This window comes from Stenotrophomonas sp. 96582_Sma (genome assembly GCF_056480905.1).
The window spans coordinates 1,053,612-1,072,172 of sequence record NZ_CM151122.1 but is presented as its reverse complement, the minus strand read 5'-3'; the positions used below and the strand labels follow the sequence as shown (position 1 = coordinate 1,072,172).

The 18,561-nt window shown below is 64.8% G+C and carries 12 protein-coding genes; 9 read left to right on the top strand and 3 right to left on the bottom strand.

Annotated features, from left to right (window positions below):
* Positions 1-14 precede the first annotated feature (14 nt).
* Genes sufC through ACZK2R_RS04960 form a run of 3 tightly spaced genes read left to right on the top strand, consistent with a single transcriptional unit; the run spans position 15 to position 3,294 of the window.
* Positions 15-779 (top strand): Fe-S cluster assembly ATPase SufC, encoded by a 765-nt coding sequence (gene sufC / locus ACZK2R_RS04970; protein WP_171952363.1) that lies wholly within the window; start codon positions 15-17, stop codon positions 777-779.
* Positions 779-2,041, top strand: coding sequence for a Fe-S cluster assembly protein SufD (sufD, locus tag ACZK2R_RS04965; RefSeq protein WP_180838140.1), 1,263 nt, complete (start codon positions 779-781; stop codon positions 2,039-2,041). Before sufC ends, sufD begins: the two co-directional genes overlap by 1 nt.
* The gene (locus ACZK2R_RS04960) at positions 2,038-3,294 is read left to right on the top strand and encodes a cysteine desulfurase (protein ID WP_121503983.1); all 1,257 of its coding nucleotides are present in this window, start codon (positions 2,038-2,040) and stop codon (positions 3,292-3,294) included. The genes sufD and ACZK2R_RS04960 overlap by 4 nt, the downstream gene beginning before the upstream one ends.
* Positions 3,295-3,937: 643 nt before the next feature.
* On the opposite strand, the gene ACZK2R_RS04955 is transcribed toward ACZK2R_RS04960, so the two are convergent.
* Genes ACZK2R_RS04955 through ACZK2R_RS04945 form a run of 3 tightly spaced genes read right to left on the bottom strand, consistent with a single transcriptional unit; the run spans position 3,938 to position 10,450 of the window.
* Positions 3,938-4,258: an apurinic/apyrimidinic endonuclease family protein gene (locus tag ACZK2R_RS04955; RefSeq protein WP_180838139.1), complete on the bottom strand. Its 321-nt coding sequence runs from the start codon at positions 4,256-4,258 to the stop codon at positions 3,938-3,940.
* Positions 4,259-4,261: 3 nt separating this feature from the next.
* A complete protein-coding gene (locus ACZK2R_RS04950; protein ID WP_219630964.1) occupies positions 4,262-5,116 on the bottom strand; it encodes an RHS repeat-associated core domain-containing protein in 855 nt (284 codons plus the stop codon).
* A 3-nt stretch (positions 5,117-5,119) separates the two neighbouring features.
* The gene (locus ACZK2R_RS04945) at positions 5,120-10,450 is read right to left on the bottom strand and encodes a wall-associated protein (protein WP_125894191.1); all 5,331 of its coding nucleotides are present in this window, start codon (positions 10,448-10,450) and stop codon (positions 5,120-5,122) included.
* A gap of 241 nt (positions 10,451-10,691) precedes the next feature.
* On the opposite strand from ACZK2R_RS04945, the gene ACZK2R_RS04940 reads away from it, so the two are divergent.
* From ACZK2R_RS04940 to ACZK2R_RS04915, 6 genes are all read left to right on the top strand, one after another.
* Positions 10,692-11,231 carry a GNAT family N-acetyltransferase gene (locus tag ACZK2R_RS04940; RefSeq protein ID WP_032129242.1) on the top strand — a complete coding sequence of 180 codons (540 nt, stop codon included), beginning with the start codon at positions 10,692-10,694 and terminating at the stop codon, positions 11,229-11,231.
* Positions 11,228-11,560, top strand: coding sequence for a non-heme iron oxygenase ferredoxin subunit (locus ACZK2R_RS04935; protein ID WP_125894189.1), 333 nt, complete (start codon positions 11,228-11,230; stop codon positions 11,558-11,560). The genes ACZK2R_RS04940 and ACZK2R_RS04935 overlap by 4 nt, the downstream gene beginning before the upstream one ends.
* Positions 11,561-12,277: 717 nt before the next feature.
* Positions 12,278-14,602, top strand: coding sequence for a catecholate siderophore receptor Fiu (locus ACZK2R_RS04930; RefSeq protein WP_125894187.1), 2,325 nt, complete (start codon positions 12,278-12,280; stop codon positions 14,600-14,602).
* A 49-nt stretch (positions 14,603-14,651) separates the two neighbouring features.
* Positions 14,652-15,329: a Fe2+-dependent dioxygenase gene (locus tag ACZK2R_RS04925; RefSeq protein WP_049463140.1), complete on the top strand. Its 678-nt coding sequence runs from the start codon at positions 14,652-14,654 to the stop codon at positions 15,327-15,329.
* 164 nt (positions 15,330-15,493) lie between these two features.
* Positions 15,494-15,895: a hypothetical protein gene (locus ACZK2R_RS04920; protein WP_125894185.1), complete on the top strand. Its 402-nt coding sequence runs from the start codon at positions 15,494-15,496 to the stop codon at positions 15,893-15,895.
* Positions 15,896-16,041: 146 nt separating this feature from the next.
* Positions 16,042-18,462, top strand: a complete 2,421-nt coding sequence (locus ACZK2R_RS04915) for a TonB-dependent receptor domain-containing protein (protein WP_253144189.1) — start codon at positions 16,042-16,044, stop codon at positions 18,460-18,462.
* Positions 18,463-18,561: the final 99 nt, after the last annotated feature.

The following is an 18,561-nucleotide window of genomic DNA, read 5'->3' as shown; positions in this document are numbered from 1 at the left end:
CGGAAACCCCCACCATGCTGAAGATCGAAAACCTCCACGCCCGCATCGGCGACAAGGAAATCCTCAAGGGCCTGTCGCTGGACGTCCAGCCGGGCCAGGTGCACGCCATCATGGGCCCGAACGGCGCCGGCAAGTCCACCCTGGGCAATGTCCTGGCCGGCCGCGACGGCTACGAAGTGACCGGAGGCAGCGTGCAGTTCGACGGCGTCGACCTGCTGGAGCAGGACCCGGAAGCGCGCGCCGCCGCCGGCCTGTTCCTGGCGTTCCAGTACCCGGTGGAAATCCCGGGCGTGAACAACACCTACTTCCTGCGCGCGGCACTGAACGCCCAGCGCAAGGCGCGCGGTGAGGAAGAACTCGATTCCATGCAGTTCCTCAAGCTGGTGCGCCAGAAGCTGGCCGTGCTGCACCTGAAGGACGAACTGCTGCACCGTGGCGTCAACGAAGGCTTCTCCGGCGGCGAGAAGAAGCGCAACGAGATCTTCCAGCTGGCCGTGCTCGAACCGAAGCTGGCGATCCTGGACGAAACCGACTCGGGCCTGGACATCGATGCGCTGAAGAGCGTGGCCGATGGTGTCAATGCACTGCGCGCCGCCGACCGTTCGTTCCTGGTCATCACCCACTACCAGCGCCTGCTGGACTACATCAAGCCGGACGTGGTGCACGTGCTGGCCGATGGCCGCATCGTCAAGAGTGGCGGCCCGGAGCTGGCCCTGGAACTGGAAGCGCACGGCTATGATTTCCTGAAGGACCGGGTCGTGCCCGAGGCGGCGGTCTGATGAGCGCCCTGCTTGATTCGATGGCCCAGGCCTTCTGCGGCAGCGATGCGCGCCGCGAAGTGCTGGACGCGGCCCTGCGCGACGGCCTGCCGGCCGCCCGCAACGAAGCCTGGAAGTACACCTCGCTGCGCCAGCTGGAGCGCCGTGCGTTCGCGGCTGCACCACTGCAGGGCCCGGCGCTGGATGCCGCGCTGCTGGAGGACATCCCGGCACCGCGCCTGGTGTTCGTCAACGGCCGCCTGGATGCCGCGCTGAGCGACGTGCAGGCGCTGCCGGCCGGCGTGCAGCTGCAGCCGCTGTCGGCCGCACTGGCCTCCGGCGAAGACGCCGTGCGTTTCCTTGGCCGTCGCTACGAGCGCAGCGAAGAGATCTTCTCCCGCCTCAACGCTGCGCTTGCCGATGAAGGCGCGGTGCTGCGCGTGGATGAAGGCGTGCAGGTCGAAACGCCGCTGCAGCTGGTATTCGCCAGCGTCGCCGGCGACACCGATCTGGCCTGGCACCACCGTCACCTGATCGAACTGCGTGCCGGCACCAGCCTGGGCGTGGTCGAGCACCGCTTCAGCGTGGGTGACTCCGCCCACCTGGACAACACCGTGCTGCATGCCCACGTCGCCCGTGATGCCGTGCTCAAGCACGCCCGCGTGCAGGCCGGCAGCGCGCGCCAGACCAGCTTCCTGCGCACCGACGCCGTGCTGGCGCGCGACGCGCAGTACCACCGCGTCGACCTGGAACTGGGCGCCGCGCTCAGCCGCCATGAACTGAACGTGCGCCTGGAAGGCGACAATGCCCAGCTGACCGCCAACGGCGTGCTGCTTGGCAATGGCCGCCGCCACGTCGAAACCCGCCTGGGCATCGACCACATCGCACGCGATACCTCCTGCGAACTGCTGTGGCGCGGCGTCGCCGCCAACCGCAGCCGCGTGGTGTTCCATGGTGGCATCCAGATCCGCGAAGGCGCCGATGGCACCGACGCGAACCTGTCCAACAAGAACCTGCTGCTGTCGGCCGATGCCGAGATCGACACCCAGCCGACGCTGGTGATCGACGCCGATGAAGTGAAGGCCGCACACGGTGCGACTGTCGGCCAGCTCGACGCCAATGCGCTGTTCTACCTGCGCTCGCGCGGCCTGCCGCAGGCACAGGCGCAGGCTCTGCTGAGCGCCGCGTTCTGCCACGAGCCGCTGAAGGTCCTGCCGGACGCGCTGCGTGCGCAGCTGGCACGTCGCCTGGACAAGGCCCTCGCCGAGGCGGGTGTGGCATGAACCTGTCCACGCCGCGACCGATCGAAGAACGCGCCGGCGCCCCCGACTGGGACCGCGTCCGCCTCGACTTCCCGCTGCTGATGCGTGAAGTGCATGGCAAGCCGCTGGTCTATTTCGACAATGCCAACACCGGCCAGAAGCCGGTGCAGGTGATCGGCGCGGTGGACGAGTTCTACCGCCGCTACAACGCCAACGTCAGCCGTGCGGTGCATGCACTGGGCAGCGAGGCCACCGATGCCTACGAAGGCGCACGCAACAAGCTGGCGCGCTTCCTGAACGTGCGTCCCAGCGACCTGGTGCTGTGCAGTGGCACCACCTTCGCCATCAACCTGGTGGCCTACTCGTGGGCGCTGCCGCGACTGAAGGCTGGTGACGTGATCCTGATCACGCGCATGGAGCACCACGCCAACATCGTGCCGTGGCAGCTGGTCGCGCAGCGTACCGGCGCCACCATCCGCGTAGCCGAGATCACCCCTGATGGCGCGCTGGACCTGGATGCGCTGCGCGCGGCGATGACCCCGGAAGTCAAGCTGCTGGCGGTCACCCATGTCTCCAACGTGCTGGGTACGGTCAATCCGGTGCGCGAGATCTGCCGTGAAGCGCGCAAGCGCGGCATCATCACCGTGGTCGATGGCTCGCAGGCCGTGCCGCACCGCAAGGTCGACGTCGCCGCGATCGGCTGCGATTTCTACGCCATCACCGGCCACAAGATGTGCGGCCCGACCGGCACCGGCGCACTGTGGGCGCGCCGCGAGCATCTGGATGCGATGCCGCCGTTCCTCGGCGGCGGCGAGATGATCAAGGAAGTCAGCTTCGACGGCACCGTGTTCAACGATGCCCCGCACAAGTTCGAAGCCGGCACCCCGAACATCGCCGGTTTCATCGGCCTGGGTGTGGCTGCCGACTACCTGCAGCAGCTTGGCCAGGAGAACGTGGAAGCCCGCGAAGCCGAACTGCTGGCGCACTTCACCGAAGAGCTGCGCCGCGTCGACGGCCTGCGCATCATCGGCGAAGCGCCGGAGAAGGCTGCGGTGGTCTCTTTCCTGATCGATGGCGCGCATGCGCACGACCTGGCGACCCTGCTCGACCTGGAAGGCGTGGCCGTGCGCTCGGGCCAACACTGCGCACACCCGCTGCTGCAGTACTTCGGCGTCGCGGCTACCTGCCGAGCTTCGCTGGCGTTCTACAACACGCATGCCGAGATCGAGCGGTTCATGACGGCATTGACGAAGGTGCGAAAGCTGCTGGGCTGAGGATTCGCCAGAATCGGGGAAGTATGAGAGCGCCGCAGGAAACTGCGGCGTTTTTTTATTGCGCGCTGGACGAAAGCAAGCAGAGGCGTGACCGGGAAACACCGAGTGATGCCAGGAACGGGCAATCTCACCGTAATGCCGATCCATCCACCATCAACGGCCTTGAGGCGCCGTCTTTTACATGCCAACAAGCATGGATACCCCGGAGGCAATCAAGAAGACGTACATCATCACGACGCCCCTCAACACCCACCGTTCCCCCTGATGGAGCGTCTGCCCTTTGGAAGTAAGGGCAAGCACTGCAATACCGCGCAAGCACCTAAGCCACCAATCAACCTTGATGATTCCGACTGCAGCGAGTACTTCCGGCCGTTCACGCTCGATTTTAAGCAGTATCCTGTGAGCCGCAGATGCGTTTATCCACATGGCGCCTAGAATAATGGAAGCCAAAATGGGGAAGCTTTCAACAAACCCTGGCACTCAGCTCCTCCTTTTGAGGCTACTCCATCAAATAGCACCTGCACACCCAATCTTCTACGCAGCAAACAGCTATGGAACCGATGCGTTCAAGGGCGCAATATGACCTCTGATGTATTCCGCGGGGCCATCAACGTCCTCAGCTGCGCCAGCAAACCCTCCTCATCTAGCGGCCTTCCTTAATTCCGTCATCAGAGGCAGCAATGCCATCATCAATGTAGAGGTGAACATTGTCTTTGCCAATCAGACGCGCATACAGGGTAACCACCTGATCTGCTCTTACCAGTGCGGAGCAAATCTCTCGAGTAGCGAAGACCCTGTCCCCCGCGACCACGCGTCGCCACAGGTCACCCAGCAGCACGTCATCCGCTGAAGTTAATGTTTCAACGGCTGAAACCTCCCAGATATCTCCAGGTCCCGCGAGCGACTCGAGTGCATCAGCAACTGCTCTCCCTGTAATAGGAAATTGGGCAAACCCTTCACTCATGACCTACCCTCCATTCAATGGTCTTTCATCGCCACGCATTGGTGTTCCGCCCGTCTTATTCGGAACATACGGGTGTTCATGTGGATTCACATGCTGACTTGGGCGACCGTGGTCAGTGAAATCAATGTCTTTCACCGGCTTTCCATCCCCATCGAACTCTCGAGCCTGATCATATCGTGACTTCCTTCCGTCCTTCTGACCAAGCTGAGTATGTGGTCCTTTTGCACCAGGATCCGGGGTGGGATTTCCGTGTTGATCTCGCGGTAGATCTCGATCAGGAAATCGATTTCCAGAACCTTCGCCACCTGCTGATTCCGGCTTAGAACTATCAGGCTTTTTCTCCGTGCGAGGAGAACCTTTGGGAGCAGCCTTGGGAGCGGGCTTTGGCGATGCCTTTGGCAAAATCTTAGGAAGAATTTTCTTTATCAATTCCGCGATTAGCTTACCGATCCGCCCATCTGGATCGGCATACTTGTAAGGATTCCCATTCGCATAGAGATATCTCGCAAAATTTCCTCCCGTCACCGTATCCGCCGCGACGGGATCAACTGAAAGGAATACGCCAGTACTTGGGTCGAAATACCTCTGCTGCATGTAGATCAACCCGGTCCCCGAGTCCGTCACATGCCCCGTATATCCCGGCCCATCCTTCAACGGCCGGTTGACCACCGCCCCATACGGCTCATACACCGTACGCTCGATGACATTTCCACCAGCATCGGTGATCGCCACCGGTGAACCCAGTGCATCAGTGTGGATGTACTCGACGACTTCCTGTGCAACTGCCGGAGCCACGCAGGCCACCAGCACCACCACCGCGAGTACCGCCCGAATCAACAGCGAAGAGAGTCCGTTCATGGCTTAGTCCCAACTCAGTACGCCGCGGGTGACCGGCCGTTCGGCCGACCACGGTGAGCAACCACCTGCGTTGCAGGCACGCACGCGATACTCATGCGCGCAGTATGCCCCGCCACTGTCGTTCACGTAGGTCTGGGGGCCCGTGTACAAACGCTGGCCACCGCCACCGCTTTCGAGCTGATACTCCGTTGCATCTGCCACCGGGCTCCACCCGGCAGAACACTGGACCTGATAAGGCGGCCTGCGTGTGGTCAGCCACTCTGCCAGATAAAGGCTCGTCGCCCCCGGCGGCAACACCACCGCAACAGTCACGACTCCGGAGTACGGACTGCACCCAGCGAAGTTGCACGCCCTCACACGATAGGCGTAGCTGCCTTTGCCACGGCTGGCACCAAAGCTGTTCCCGCCGCCGTTATGCACCACCGTCCAGCCACCACCATTGGCACTCTCCTCCAGCACGAAGCTCTCGCTGTTGGCCGGCACCGACCAGCTCAGGCTGTACTGCGGCACGTTCACCAGGCCCGGCGCGCTGATCACCGGCTCGATCGTCGGCGGCCCGATCACCGCTACCGTCGACGTGGCCGACCACGGCCCGCAGCCTGCGCCATTGCAGGCGGCAACCCGATAACCATAGCTGCCCACACCACGCACAGCGGTGGCATAGGAACCCGCGTTGCCGTCGAACAGCGTGACCCATCCGCCACCATTACTGCTCTCCTGCAAGGTGTAACGCGTGGCACCAGCCACCCCGTTCCAGCCAATGCCGATACTACCCGGCGCAGCGCGTGCCGGCGCAGAGAGACCTGGCGCAGTGGCAGGCGGATACACCACCGTCACCGCAGCCGTGGCGCTGTATCCCGTGCACCCCACCGGGTTACATGCGCGAACCCGGTAGTTGTAGCTTCCCGCTGCCTTGCCACTGAAGGCCTTGGACTGACCGATGGCGTTGTGCACCTGGACCCAAGCGCCGCCATTGGCGCTTTCCTCCAGCTCATAGCGCTCGGCACCGGAGGCCGCAGACCATGCCACGCTGTAACTGCCATTGAAGGCCGTGGCAGGCAGGTTCAAGGTCGGTACGGTGGATGGCGCCAATGCCACGGCCACTGATGCGACATTGCTCCATCCGCCGCACACCGTCCTGCAACCGCGCACGCGGAACTGATAGGTTCCCGTGACCAGACCGGTGCTGGTGAACGATTGCGCCGCGCCATCGAAGACCGTACTCCAGGTGCCTGCAAGGGCACGCTGCAACTCATAGCGGTTGGCACCACCGGCAGGGCTCCAGGTCAGGTTCACGCTGCCCTGGGTGATGTAGCCCGGCGCACTCAGCGCGGGAACGCTGGGTGCGGCTTCACCATGCACCTGGGAGACCAGGCTGCCTGACAGATAGAGATAGTCGGTCTGCTTGCCGGTGCGTTCGTTACGCTGGAATCGCAGCACGCCGCCGTTGTCGTAGAACGAGTAGATTGCCCCCTTGCCACTGGCCCCGCCCTTCACCCGGCGACCGTGGGCGTCGTACTCGTAGCTCTCTGCCGTCCCCGCCGCGCGCAGCCGGTTGCCGTAGTCAAACGTGAAAGCTTGACCATTGCGCACCGAAAGATTGCCCTGCACGTCATAGCCAAGACCGGTCACGGTCGCCCCGGTTCCGGTTTCGATCACGTTGACCAGCCGATTGGTCGGATCGAAATAGTGCGTACGATCGCGGCTGCCAACCTTGGCACGGCGCAGGTTGTCCAGCGCGTCATACTCATACAATGCGTTGCCGAAGCCCGGTGCAGTGACCGTCCGCAACCGGTCCAGGCCGTCATAGGTCATATCCCGGTTACCGGGCGCCCCGGGCAGGCCATCGGAAATGGCCATCACGTTGCCGCCAGCATCGTAGTCATAGCTGTCATCCAGCACTGCGGCCGCTGCGGTGGCATCGCGGCTGCGGTCGGGCAGCCCGCGGGCATTCTGGGTCAACGTGTGCACGATCCCATTGCCATATACGAAGCGGGCCAACGCGCCGTTGGCAAAGTAACTGGCCTCCTTCGCATAGCCGCCGACCGTCGTCGCCCGACCCAGTGCGTCCGGCGTATAGCTGACGACACGCCCACCCGGATAGGTATTGCTGGCCAGTGTGCCGTTGGCATCGTAGCCATAGGCCAGGCTCAGGCTTCCCAGATCCGGATGCTGCAGGGTTTCGCCGCTGAGCAGGCGGCGGCGGTTGTACTGGTAGCGGTTGACGACCATCGGCCGGGCCGGATCGTTCTGCGTGCTGATCTCGGCCGGCAGACCATCAGGCGCGTAGGACCAGTTCTGATTTCCGCGCCCATCCGGGAAGATCAGGGACGACAAGCGGTTGGCGGCGTCGTAACTACGCTTCACCGCACGTCCGCTGGCCAGGGCTTCACTTCGGTTGCAGTCGGTGGTGCTGGTCAAACCCGTGCCGGCCGCCGACCACAGCACGTTGCCTGCCGCGTCGTAGTCCTGCACGGTCGCACCGGTTTCCGGCTCGATGGTCTTGCACAGCTGCTGGTAGCCGTCATAGACGTAGCGGCGGGTGAGCGACTGGCTGCCGTCTGCATTGCGGCGGGTGATCGCCAGCGGCTTGCCCAGCGTGTCGCGCTGGATCTCGGTCACCACGCCTTCCGGGTGCTGCAGCGTCAGCGGCATCTCGTAGCTGGGCTGGTCGTAGGCAAGATGACGGGTCGTCGTGGCCTGGCCGCGGGGGTTGGTCACCTTCACCGACAGGTTGCCCACGTACTCGGTGCGGGTAACCAGTGCCCCAAGCTCGGACGATTGACTGACCACGGTGGGGCGGCCCAACGCGTCGTACTGCGTCGTGGTGCCGGTCAGGGCGGCATTGATATCGGAGAGCTGCCGCGTGGGATACGAGGCAAACACGGTCTTGCCGCTGGTGTCGTAGCGGGTCACCACGGCGCTGTCCAGCACGTTGTTGGCGTTCTCGGTCACCAGCACCGGGCGGAACATCGCATCCAGGTAGGTATCCGTGCGCCGCCCGCCCTGCGTGCGCGAGTGCTTCCATGCGCCGGCGGGCACCCCCAGCTGCGCGCCACCCAGTCGCTGCAGGTCCATGGTTACGCCATTCCAGTTCACGCTGTCGCCGCCAGGGAACTGCTGGCTGCGCAGCCTGCCCATGCTGTCGTAGCTGAAGCTGGTGGTTGCGCCGGTTTCGTCGGTCAGCGAGGTGATCCAACCGTTGTCGTCCACGGCAACCGTGCGCACTGCACCATTGGGCGCTTCGGGCGTGGCCGGCATGCGGAGCTGCTGCGGAACACCACGCTTCCATCCCGACAGATGGCTGGTATTTCCACGGCCATCGGCCACCGAGGCAACCGTGCCGTCGGCTGCGTAGGTCACCTGCTGCGCCAGGCGGCCAAATGCGTAGGCTCGCAGCGGCAGTGCTTTGGCCGTATCGAATTCGGTGCGGGACTGTTCGATGCCATTGAGCACACTGCGCGCCGTCTGGCCGTTCACCCATAGCGCGGGATTGTCGTAGTAGCTGGTGCTGGTGGTGCGACTCTGGCCTGCGGAATTGGCTTCTGCGACGGTGACTTCGCGGACGAAGGCATCAAAGGCCTGCACAGTACGCGTGAACTGCACGCCATCCTGATTCACAACCGTGCTCTGCACTGGGCGATTCAGATGCTCTCCCAGTTCCCTGGCCCCGTACTTGAGATTCCGGCCCGCCTCGCGCGGGAACGGCGCGCTGGCAAGCTGCGCGTCCGGGTAGTAGTTGCTGCGCTCGATGCGAACCACCGCGCCACCAGAGCTGGTAGTCGTGGACAGCAATAGACCGTCGTTGTAGCCGACTTCCTTACCGAATTCGTAGGTCCGAATAACCCCATCGGGTAGGGTTTCAATCGTTATCTTGGGCTCTGCCTGCCCCACCGGAATCATCGGCCACCCGGCCTGGTCGACTCTCCTGTCGTACTGCCACCCCAGATTGGTGTACTGATAGCTCCACTGCGCGGTGGGCATCCCCGGGCCGCTTATCCGCTTTGCCACCAAAGACATCGCGTCCCGATAGAGGGGCGTGAGATTCCATCCGTCGGCCAGCAACTGATCGTCGCCGGAGGTCTGGCAGTTGAACGGAACATTCTTGCGCCCGTGTCGGAACGGTCGAAACACAAAAGTACCGAGTGCGCCAGAGGGATGTGTGACAGTAGCCGTGACCTCGGTCTGCACAATCTTGTTCGTCTTCGCGCACAGCCCAGCGAAGTCCATGTAGGCTGAAGGGTCCTGCCCGGTGTATTCGGGGTACTTCTTCGTCACGTGGACCGGAGGCAGGTCGTAACGCCAGGCGGAGCCATCCGGCAGCGTCACCGACTGCAACACACCGGCCGGAGTGTAGCCATAGGTCCAGGTGCGGCCCGCTGCTGTTGCGGTTGCGATGCGGCCCAGGGAGTCATAGGCAAGGCTGATGCTGCGCCCATCGTTGGCAACGATTCGATCCAGCCGCCCGCCACTCCATTCGTAGCGGACCCAGTTGCCGAAACGATCGACAACCTGGGATGGATAGAGGAAGACCTTTTTCCGTTTCAGCGTGGCATGGGTGATGGTGTCGTAGGGCTGGAGAACGGCAGACTCGTTCTCGCGCGCCACCATCCAGTCGAAGTAGTACTTGGTTCCGTCTGGCGCGTGGCCCAGGAAACCTTCGCCCGGCTGGCCGCTCTTGAGCGCACTGAGGCATGAGAAGAACCATCCCCCTTTTGTGTTCCAAGGCGTTGGCGTGCCAATCTGGGGCGTTGGCTGGCGTGCGTCCCCGCTGCCCGCCAGGACGGTTTCACCGCCTCCGCCCGGCAATGAAAGCCTCACCCCATCCCAATAGGTGTGGGGAGAAAAATTGATGGTCTGGGTATGCTTGTAATTCCAGACATCCAGCGACGGGGGTGCGGTAACTGTCGAGCAACGGGCGCTTGGCATCCAATGCCCGCCGATCGCGGTTTCGGGCTGGTCTCCGTATGTGCCTGAAAGCGACGGAATGTCGAGATCCCAGTTTCCATATTCCTTGTCATTTGCACCGCCGCTGACATCCCCGTAGCTGCGGCTGAGTGAAACCGCGAGCCCGCCATTGCCTGGAATCGAAATATCCGTGGCCTTGAAGCTGATCGAGCCGTCATAGAGGTTGACCTGCTCGCCGAAGATCTCGCCCTTCAGCGGTTCGACAAGGTCCCCGTACTTCAGCCGCTTGTCGTACTCCTGGCGCCAGGTGGGAACGATCTGGGCTGAAACGCCGACCGGTGCCAGCACACACAGGGCAATGACACCGAGAAACAGACCCTTGGCAGCCGTTGCGGCGCGCGGATGAGAAATGAGGCCAGACTGCATGAAGATCCTCCCTGGATCGACGTCCCTGTGTGCCCCACCTGCGCCGAACGGCAGTTGGCCTTCGACCAGGCGGCACCCACTCCGGCAGACAGCCACGCGTTGCTTCACGGTGGGCGGGTGCTGACCATGGATATGAACGAATAATGAAGACGACGTCAACCCTGCGTATTGGCCACACTCGGCAAAGTCGACCCAAGCGGCAGCCTCCCGCGCCCTTCCCCGCTCCACCTAGAATGTCCCCATGAGCACCCTGACCTTCCGCGCCGCCACGCCGGCCGACATCCCCGCCCTCATTGCCCTCGTCACCTCGGCCTACCGGGGTGATGCCAGCCGCGTCGGCTGGACCACCGAAGCCGACCTGCTGGACGGCGCCCGCATCGATGCCGAAGGCATCCAGGCCGACCTGGACCGCCCGCGCTCCACCATCCTGCTGGCCGAACGCGACGGCCAACTGGTAGCCTGCGCCCACGTCGCCGATGTCGACGGCAAGGGCTACTTCGGCATGTTCTCGGTCGACCCGGCCCAGCAGGGTGGCGGCGTCGGCAAGCAGCTGATGGACGCCGCCGAAGCGCACGCCGCACGCGAATGGAAGGTGCCGGTGATGCAGATGACGGTGATCGACGTGCGCGACGAGCTGATCGCCTTCTACGAGCGCCGCGGCTATCTGCGCACCGGCATCAAGAAGCCGTTCCCGTACGGCGACGAGCGTTTCGGCATTCCCAAGCGCGACGACCTGCGCTTCGAAATCCTGGAAAAGCCGCTGGCCGGAGCCGCCGCGTGAGCAATACCTGGACCTTCGTCTGTGCCGGCACCGAGCTGCTGCCGGGTGAAATGAAGAGCGTGTTCGACGAAGTGACCGGCACGCCGATCGTGGTGTTCAACCTCGACGGTGAGTTGTACGCGCTGGAAGACCAGTGCACACATGAAGAGTTCGAGCTGTCCTCGGGCGAGTTCAACACCACCGAGGGCAGCGTGGAGTGCGTGCTGCACGGCGCGCGCTTCGACGTGCGTGACGGCCGCGCCCTGTGTGCCCCGGCCTACAGCCCTGTGCCCAAGTTTCCGGTGAAGCGCGAGCACGACGCTGTCTGGACCCGCGACGACCGGGATTGAGGCGGCGCTCAGCCCAGAGAGCCCCCCCCCCCCAGAGGGCGCCCCGCGGGAGAGCATCCACCCATGAGGTGGATCTACCGGAAGGCCATGAGGGCGCCCCCAGGCCGCTCCGGGGCGGCCCCAGCGGCCCGTCACGCCCCGCAGATGCGAATCATTATCGTTTATGTTATTCTACGTAACATCTTCGTAACGACTCCGCCCCCGCGCCATGGCTTCGCCCGCGCCCACCGCCACGCTGTGCCAGCTTGCCCGTCAAGGGTGGCCGCTGCTCGTAGCCGTGCTGCTGACGCTGGTGTTGGGCTGGTCTGCGTTGCATGAAGGCAGGCACACGGCGACCGCCGATGCGCCGACTCTGTATGCTCATGATGTGTCGCCCGCGTCCCCACCACACGTGCTGCCGCACGAACAGGCGATGCACCCCGCTGAATCCGAACCCGATGGCAGTCGCGGTGACAAACCTCGTGCCCTGCGGCGACTCTGCCTGCAGCACCCTGACAATGCACCTGCAGACGCTCCGGCGCCGGTGACACCGACCCCTCCGGTGCTCGCACCGGGCCGGCGCCAGCCCCCATCCCACGCACCGCCCGCGCTGCTGGCCTGACGCTCTGCTGCGCCATGCGCAGCCGCATCCGCACGCCCCCCCCCCCCTCGTTCTACGTACTGCTGCCGCGCGGCCCGCGCCGGCCGCCTCTCCCTGTTCCCCTTCTGCAGACGCCCATGAACCCGATCAAGAGCCGCAAGCACGCTTCGCCGCTTCGTACCCTGCCGCTGGCCACCGCCAGTCTTGCCGCCGGCCTCGGCCTGGCCACCCTGCCCACGCTGGCCCACGCTGAAGCCACCGACAACGCCCGCACGCTGGACAAGATCGACGTGCACGCCACCCGGGGCTACAAAGCCGACAAGGTGGCCTCGCCGAAGTTCACCCAGCGCCTGCAGGACACGCCGCAAACCATCCAAGTGATTACCAGCGACCTGTTCAACCAGCAGGGTGCCACCACGCTGACCGAGGCGCTGCGCAACAGCCCGGGCGTGGGCACCTTCTATGCCGGCGAGAACGGCAACACGACCACCGGCGATGCGCTGTTCATGCGCGGCTTCGACACCTCCAACAGCTTGTATGTGGACGGTGTGCGCGACCTGGGCTCGATCTCGCGCGATGTGTTCAACATCGAACAGGTGGAAGTGACCAAGGGGCCGGCCGGCACCGACAATGGCCGTTCGGCGCCGACCGGCGCGATCAACCTTGTCAGCAAGCAGGCCAACCTGCAGGACGCGACGTCGGCCAGCATTTCGCTGGGCAGCGACCAGCAGCGCCGCGCCACCACCGACTGGAACCAGTCGCTGGGCACCACCAGCGCGCTGCGCATCAACGGCATGTGGCAGGACAGCGACCAGCCCGGCCGCGACCACGTGCAGAACAAGCGCTGGGGCATCGCACCGTCGCTGGCCTTCGGTCTGGGTACCGCCACCCGCTACTACCTCAACCTGCTGTATGTGAAGCAGGACAACGTGCCAGATGGTGGCGTGCCCACCCTGGGCCTGCCGGGCTGGACGCCGCAGCCGACGCTGGAAGCGCTGGCCGGGCACCCGGTCGATCCGGAGAACTTCTACGGCACCCGCGCCGACCACGATGACGTGACCGCGAAGATGGCCACGTTCCGTTTCGAGCACGACTTCAACGACAGCGTGCGCCTGACCAACACCGCCCGCTGGGGTCGCACCGAACAGGATTACCTGCTCACCGCCTTCATGGGCACCGGCGTGCGCGGCGCAGGCGGCCGCCCGACCGGCAACATCACCTATGCTAACCCGGCCGACCTTTCCAGCTACGCCATCGCGCGCAGCCTGCCGACCTTCAAGGACCAGCGCAACACGATCCTCACCGATCAGCTGAACCTGCGCGCCGACTTCGCCACCGGCGCGGTCGGGCACGCATTGAGCGCTGGCCTGGAATTCACCCGTGAAGAACTGGACAGCTATGGCCAGGCCGCCGCTGCCGGCACCAGCTGGCCCGCTGCGAACCTGTACAACCCGGACTGGAACGTCAGCGGCCTGAACTGGGCGCACAACGGCGCCGATGCACATGGTAAGACCACCACCTCCTCGGTGTACCTGTTCGATACCCTGTCCTTCGGCGAAAGCTTCCTGTTGACCGCTGGCGTGCGTGCGGACCACTACAAGACCGAGTACGCCAGCGCGTCGGTGTGTGGTGGCCGCGGCGGCCCGGCGTGCGGCGGCAATCCTACCGGCACGGTGCTGCGCAACCCGACGCTGGACGCGTCCGATACGCTGCTGAACTGGAAGCTGGGCGCCCTCTACAAGGTCGGCGATACCGTCAGCGTCTACGCCAACTATGCTATCTCGCAGCAACCCCCGGGTGGCGCCAACTTCCAGCTGAGCAGCTCGGCCAGCAGTGCCGACAATCCCAAGCTGGATCCGCAGAAGGCCAAGACCTTCGAAGTGGGCAGCAAGTGGGCCTTCCTGGATGACGCTCTGGCAGTGAACCTTGCATTGTTCCAGACGGACGTGGACAACGAGATCAACACCACCGTGCTCGACGATGCCGGCAACCCGACCCAGACCGGCAGCAAGCGGGTCAAGGGCGTGGAGCTCTCCGCAGTCGGCCGCCTGACCGACAACTGGTCGGTCAGCGCCGGATACAGCCACCTGGACACCGACGTAAGGGAAGGCGCGAAGGTGGCCGCCGATGGCACCACCAACCTGACCTATACCCCGGACGACACATTCACCGGCTGGACCAGCTACACCCTGCCCTACGGCATCACCGTGGGCGGCGGCGTACGCTATGCCGCCGGCATGCACCGCGGCACCGACGGCGCGGTGGGCACCCCGTCGTTCACCAAGTCCTACGTGGTGTATGACGCGGTCGTGTCCTGGGCAATCAATGAGACGATCTCGCTGCGCTTGAACGGCTACAACCTGTTCGACAAGCAGTACGTGGCCAGCATCAACAAGAGCGGCTACCGTTACACCCCGGGTGCCCCGCGCACCTTCCTGCTCAGCGCGGACATCCGCTTCTGATGCAGCACGCGGGGGAGCCCACTCCCCCGCGCCCCCCAAAGGAACCGCCATGCTGCTGCACATTCCCGACGTGCTTTCACCCCAGGACGTGGCGCAGGCACGCAGGCGACTCGACGCTGCAGACTGGACCGACGGTCGCGAGACCGTCGGTGCACAGGGCGCGATGGTCAAGCACAATCTGCAGCTACCCGATGCATCTCCCCTGAAAGCGGAGCTGGGCAGGGACCTACTGGCCGCGCTGAGCCGCAGCCCCTTGTTCTTTGCTGCCGCGCTGCCCCTGAAGATCCTGCCGCCGCGCTTCAACCGCTACAGCGGTGGCGGCACCTATGGCTTCCATGTCGATGGCGCGGTGATGAACCTGGCCAACGGCGAACAGCTGCGCTCGGACATCTCCTGCACCCTGTTCCTGTCCGATCCGGACGAATACGAAGGCGGCGAGCTGATCATCAGCGATACCTACGGCGAGCACGAGGTAAAGCTGCCGGCCGGCGACCTGATCGTGTATCCGTCCAGCAGCCTGCACCAGGTGCGGCCGGTCACCCGCGGTGCGCGCGTGGCCTCGTTCTTCTGGGTACAGAGCATGATCCGCGACGATGTGCAGCGCCGCCTGCTGTGGGAAATGGATGGCTCGATCGAGCGCCTGCGGCAGACCGGCGGTGACGCCGAGGCGGTGCTGCAGCTGACCGGCGTGTACCACAACCTGCTGCGACGCTGGAGCGAAGTCTGAGCCCCATCCGGCCGATCCGCGACAATTTAGCAATCATTCTCATTTGCAACAGCTAACAGCTCTCATTACAATCACGCCCCGTTGATGCCGGCCGCTGCCGGCAGACCCTTGGGGACCCCTGCTTGCTGCGCCCGCTTCGCCCTCGCCCACTCATCCATCGCAAGATGGGCACCGCCATGCGCGGCCAGCGTCCTGCGCTGGCCAGTCTGCTGGCGTGGGTGGCGATGCTGGCTTTGCTGCTGGGCACCCTGCCGCTGCTGCCACACGGCCGGGCCGGAATGGCCGTGCAGATGCCGCTGGAAGAGCGCGGTGGCGAAGCGTCCCCGCAGGAAGAAGCACCGGCCAAACTGCGCCGCTGTGCTGCCGCCCCGGTGAAATCGGCCGAGAAGGCGCGCCCGCCGTTGCTGCTGGCCAGCCAATGGCTGCGCACCGAGCTTGAACTCGTACCCGCCACGCCGGCCATGCCCGGCGTGCGCCCGGACTGGCCGCTGGCCGCTCCGGACACGCCCTGGGCCGACGCGCCCGGGCGCCGCCAGCAACGCGGCCAGGCGCCGCCGCTCGCCTGAATCACGGCCCCGCGTGACCGCCTGCGCGGTCGTGCCCGCACGCCGCTGCCTGCTTCATCCCTGCCGCCCCTGACCGGGCCTCCCCGTGCATGCCGCGCCGTTCGCGCTTGGCATTGCACCACCCTGCATCCTTCGAGGTTACTGCCATGGCCCAGCGCCATCGTGTCCGTTCGTCCCTGTCCCGTACCCTGCTGACCAGCGCCGTGCTGGCAGCCATGACCGCCCCAGCCTTCGCCCACGGTGACGCTTCCGGCGCGCCACAGACGCTGGACAAGGTGGTGGTCACCGCCTCCGGCTTTGAGCAGAAGGTGGTCGATGCACCCGCCAGCATCAGCGTGGTCAGCCGCGAAGAACTCAGCAAGCGCCCGTACACCAATCTGGTCGACGCGCTGCGCGACGTTGAAGGCATCGACGTCGGTCTGGAAGCCAGCGACAAGAACGGCCGTGCCACCATCTCGATGCGCGGCCTGCCCTCCGAGTACACCCTGGTGCTGATCGACGGCCGCCGCCAGAGCAATGTCGGCCAGCTGTATCCGAACAACTTCGGCGGTGGCCAGTTCGCCTACCTGCCGCCGCTGGATGCCATCGAGCGCATTGAAGTGGTGCGCGGCCCGATGTCCACGTTGTACGGCTCGGATGCAATGGGCGGCGTGATCAACATCATCACCCGTCGCAACCAGGACAGCTGGCACGGCGCTGTGACCCAGGGCTTCACCGTGCAGCAGGATGACCAGTTCGGTGATGCACGCACCACCGACCTGTACCTCAGCGGCCCGCTGGTCAAGGACCGCCTCAGCCTGGCGGTGCGCGGCAGCTACTACGATGCCAAGGCCTCCAATCCGGAGTGGGATGCGCTGACCCTGCCCGACGGCAGCCTGTGGGAGCGCAGCATCGGCTTCGGTGGCGGCGGCAAGTCGGTGGCCAACACCAACTGGAACACCGGTGTGCGGCTGAACTTCCACGTCAACGATGACCACGAACTGTGGCTGGACTACGACGTGTCGCGGCAGAAGTACGACAACAGCGAGGGCCAGACCGGCACCCTCGACAGCCTGGCCAGCCTGTGGCGCGTCGGCAATGCCGTCATCCCCAACCCGAACGGCAGCGGCACCGTCACCCGCCGCGTGGTGCAGCCGCGCGTGGGCTACACCGCCTACCAGCGATACGAGCGCGACCAGTTGTCGCTGACCCACCAGGGCCGTTACAGCTTCGGTACCTGGCAGACCTCGCTGACCCACAGCAAGAGCAGCAACCTGGGCCGCTCGCTGCCGCTGACCCTGGACGAACGCGCCAACCTGCAGACCCTGTGGAACGACGTCTGCCGCCGCACCGGCGGCGCCAACAACTGCGCGGCCGGCCGCGGCAATGCACTGGCCGCCCTCAACCCAAGTGAAATGGCACGCCTGCAGGCATTCCTGCCGCGTCCGCTGCGCACCATGGAGCTGGAAGGCTACGTGCTCGACACCATGCTCGACCTCGACTTCGGCGCGCACAAGCTGACCGTCGGCGGCCAGTACAACGACACCGACATGATCGACGGCGTGTTCGGCATGGATGGCGCCGGCTACCGCAGCAACACCAAGCAGAAGCACCGCATGTGGGCGCTTTTCGCCGAGGACAACTGGTCGCTGACCGACACCCTCACCGCCACCTTCGGCCTGCGCTACGACGACCACAACGTGTTCGGCAGCCATGTCAGCCCGCGCGGCTACCTGGTGTGGAACGCCACTGACGCCTGGACCTTCAAGGGTGGCGTCAGCACCGGCTACAAGACCCCGCGTCCGGACCAGTTGTTCCCGGGCATCACCGGCTTCGGTGGCCAGGGCGTGCTGCCGCTGGTGGGCTCGCCTAACCTGAAGCCTGAAACCAGCACCAACTACGAGCTGGCCGCGTACTACGAAGGCCAGCGCTGGGGCTTCAATGTCACCGGCTTCTTCAACAAGTTCGAAGACAAGATCGCCAGCGGCGGCACGTTCCCGAACTGCGAAGTGGCCCGCGCCGGCAGCGGTTACTGCGTGGACATCGGCCCGGGCTGGGCAGCACTGGGCTACAGCACCTTCACCCAGAGCGTGAACATCGACAAGGCCGAGACCCGCGGTGCGGAACTGGCCGGCCACGTCGACCTGCTCGACAACCTGCAGCTGCGCGGCAACTACACGTGGACCAAGAGCGAGCAGACCAGCGGCCCCGACAAGGGACGCCCGATCTCTGGCACCACGCCGGCAAAGCACATGGCCAACGCCAGCCTCAACTGGCAGATCAACGAAGCGATCAGCCTGTCGCTGATCGGCGAAGGCCGCTACGACCGCTATCGCGACACCCTCATCGACAGTGCCGGCACCCGCCACGTGCGCTATTACGAGGACTACACGATCTTCCATCTCGGTGGCAGCTGGAAGGCCACGCCGTGGCTGACGGTCAACGCGCGGGTCAACAACCTGTTCGACAAGGACTTCGTTTCGCAGTCGTGCCTGCTGCTCAATCCCAGCGAGTTCAGCTGCGTGGACGACTACGCGACCAAGGACCAGCGCCGCAGCTACTGGATTTCGCTGAACGCGAAGTTCTGATCTCTGCGCCCTGCCCTGGTGGGTGCCGACTTTGGTCGGCACCGCTCCATCCACGCATGGCGTGGATCTACTGATCCGCGGGATTGCCGGCCAGTCGGT

Excerpts from the sequence above, each read along its gene's own strand:
- sufC (WP_171952363.1), top strand. The coding sequence starts at position 15 with ATGCTGAAGATCGAAAACCTCCACGCCCGCATCGGCGACAAGGAAATC.
- sufD (WP_180838140.1), top strand. The coding sequence starts at position 779 with ATGAGCGCCCTGCTTGATTCGATGGCCCAGGCCTTCTGCGGCAGCGAT.
- ACZK2R_RS04960 (WP_121503983.1), top strand. The coding sequence starts at position 2,038 with ATGAACCTGTCCACGCCGCGACCGATCGAAGAACGCGCCGGCGCCCCC.
- ACZK2R_RS04955 (WP_180838139.1), bottom strand. The coding sequence starts at position 4,258 with ATGAGTGAAGGGTTTGCCCAATTTCCTATTACAGGGAGAGCAGTTGCT.
- ACZK2R_RS04950 (WP_219630964.1), bottom strand. The coding sequence starts at position 5,116 with ATGAACGGACTCTCTTCGCTGTTGATTCGGGCGGTACTCGCGGTGGTG.
- ACZK2R_RS04945 (WP_125894191.1), bottom strand. The coding sequence starts at position 10,450 with ATGCAGTCTGGCCTCATTTCTCATCCGCGCGCCGCAACGGCTGCCAAG.
- ACZK2R_RS04940 (WP_032129242.1), top strand. The coding sequence starts at position 10,692 with ATGAGCACCCTGACCTTCCGCGCCGCCACGCCGGCCGACATCCCCGCC.
- ACZK2R_RS04930 (WP_125894187.1), top strand. The coding sequence starts at position 12,278 with ATGAACCCGATCAAGAGCCGCAAGCACGCTTCGCCGCTTCGTACCCTG.
- ACZK2R_RS04925 (WP_049463140.1), top strand. The coding sequence starts at position 14,652 with ATGCTGCTGCACATTCCCGACGTGCTTTCACCCCAGGACGTGGCGCAG.
- ACZK2R_RS04920 (WP_125894185.1), top strand. The coding sequence starts at position 15,494 with ATGGGCACCGCCATGCGCGGCCAGCGTCCTGCGCTGGCCAGTCTGCTG.
- ACZK2R_RS04915 (WP_253144189.1), top strand. The coding sequence starts at position 16,042 with ATGGCCCAGCGCCATCGTGTCCGTTCGTCCCTGTCCCGTACCCTGCTG.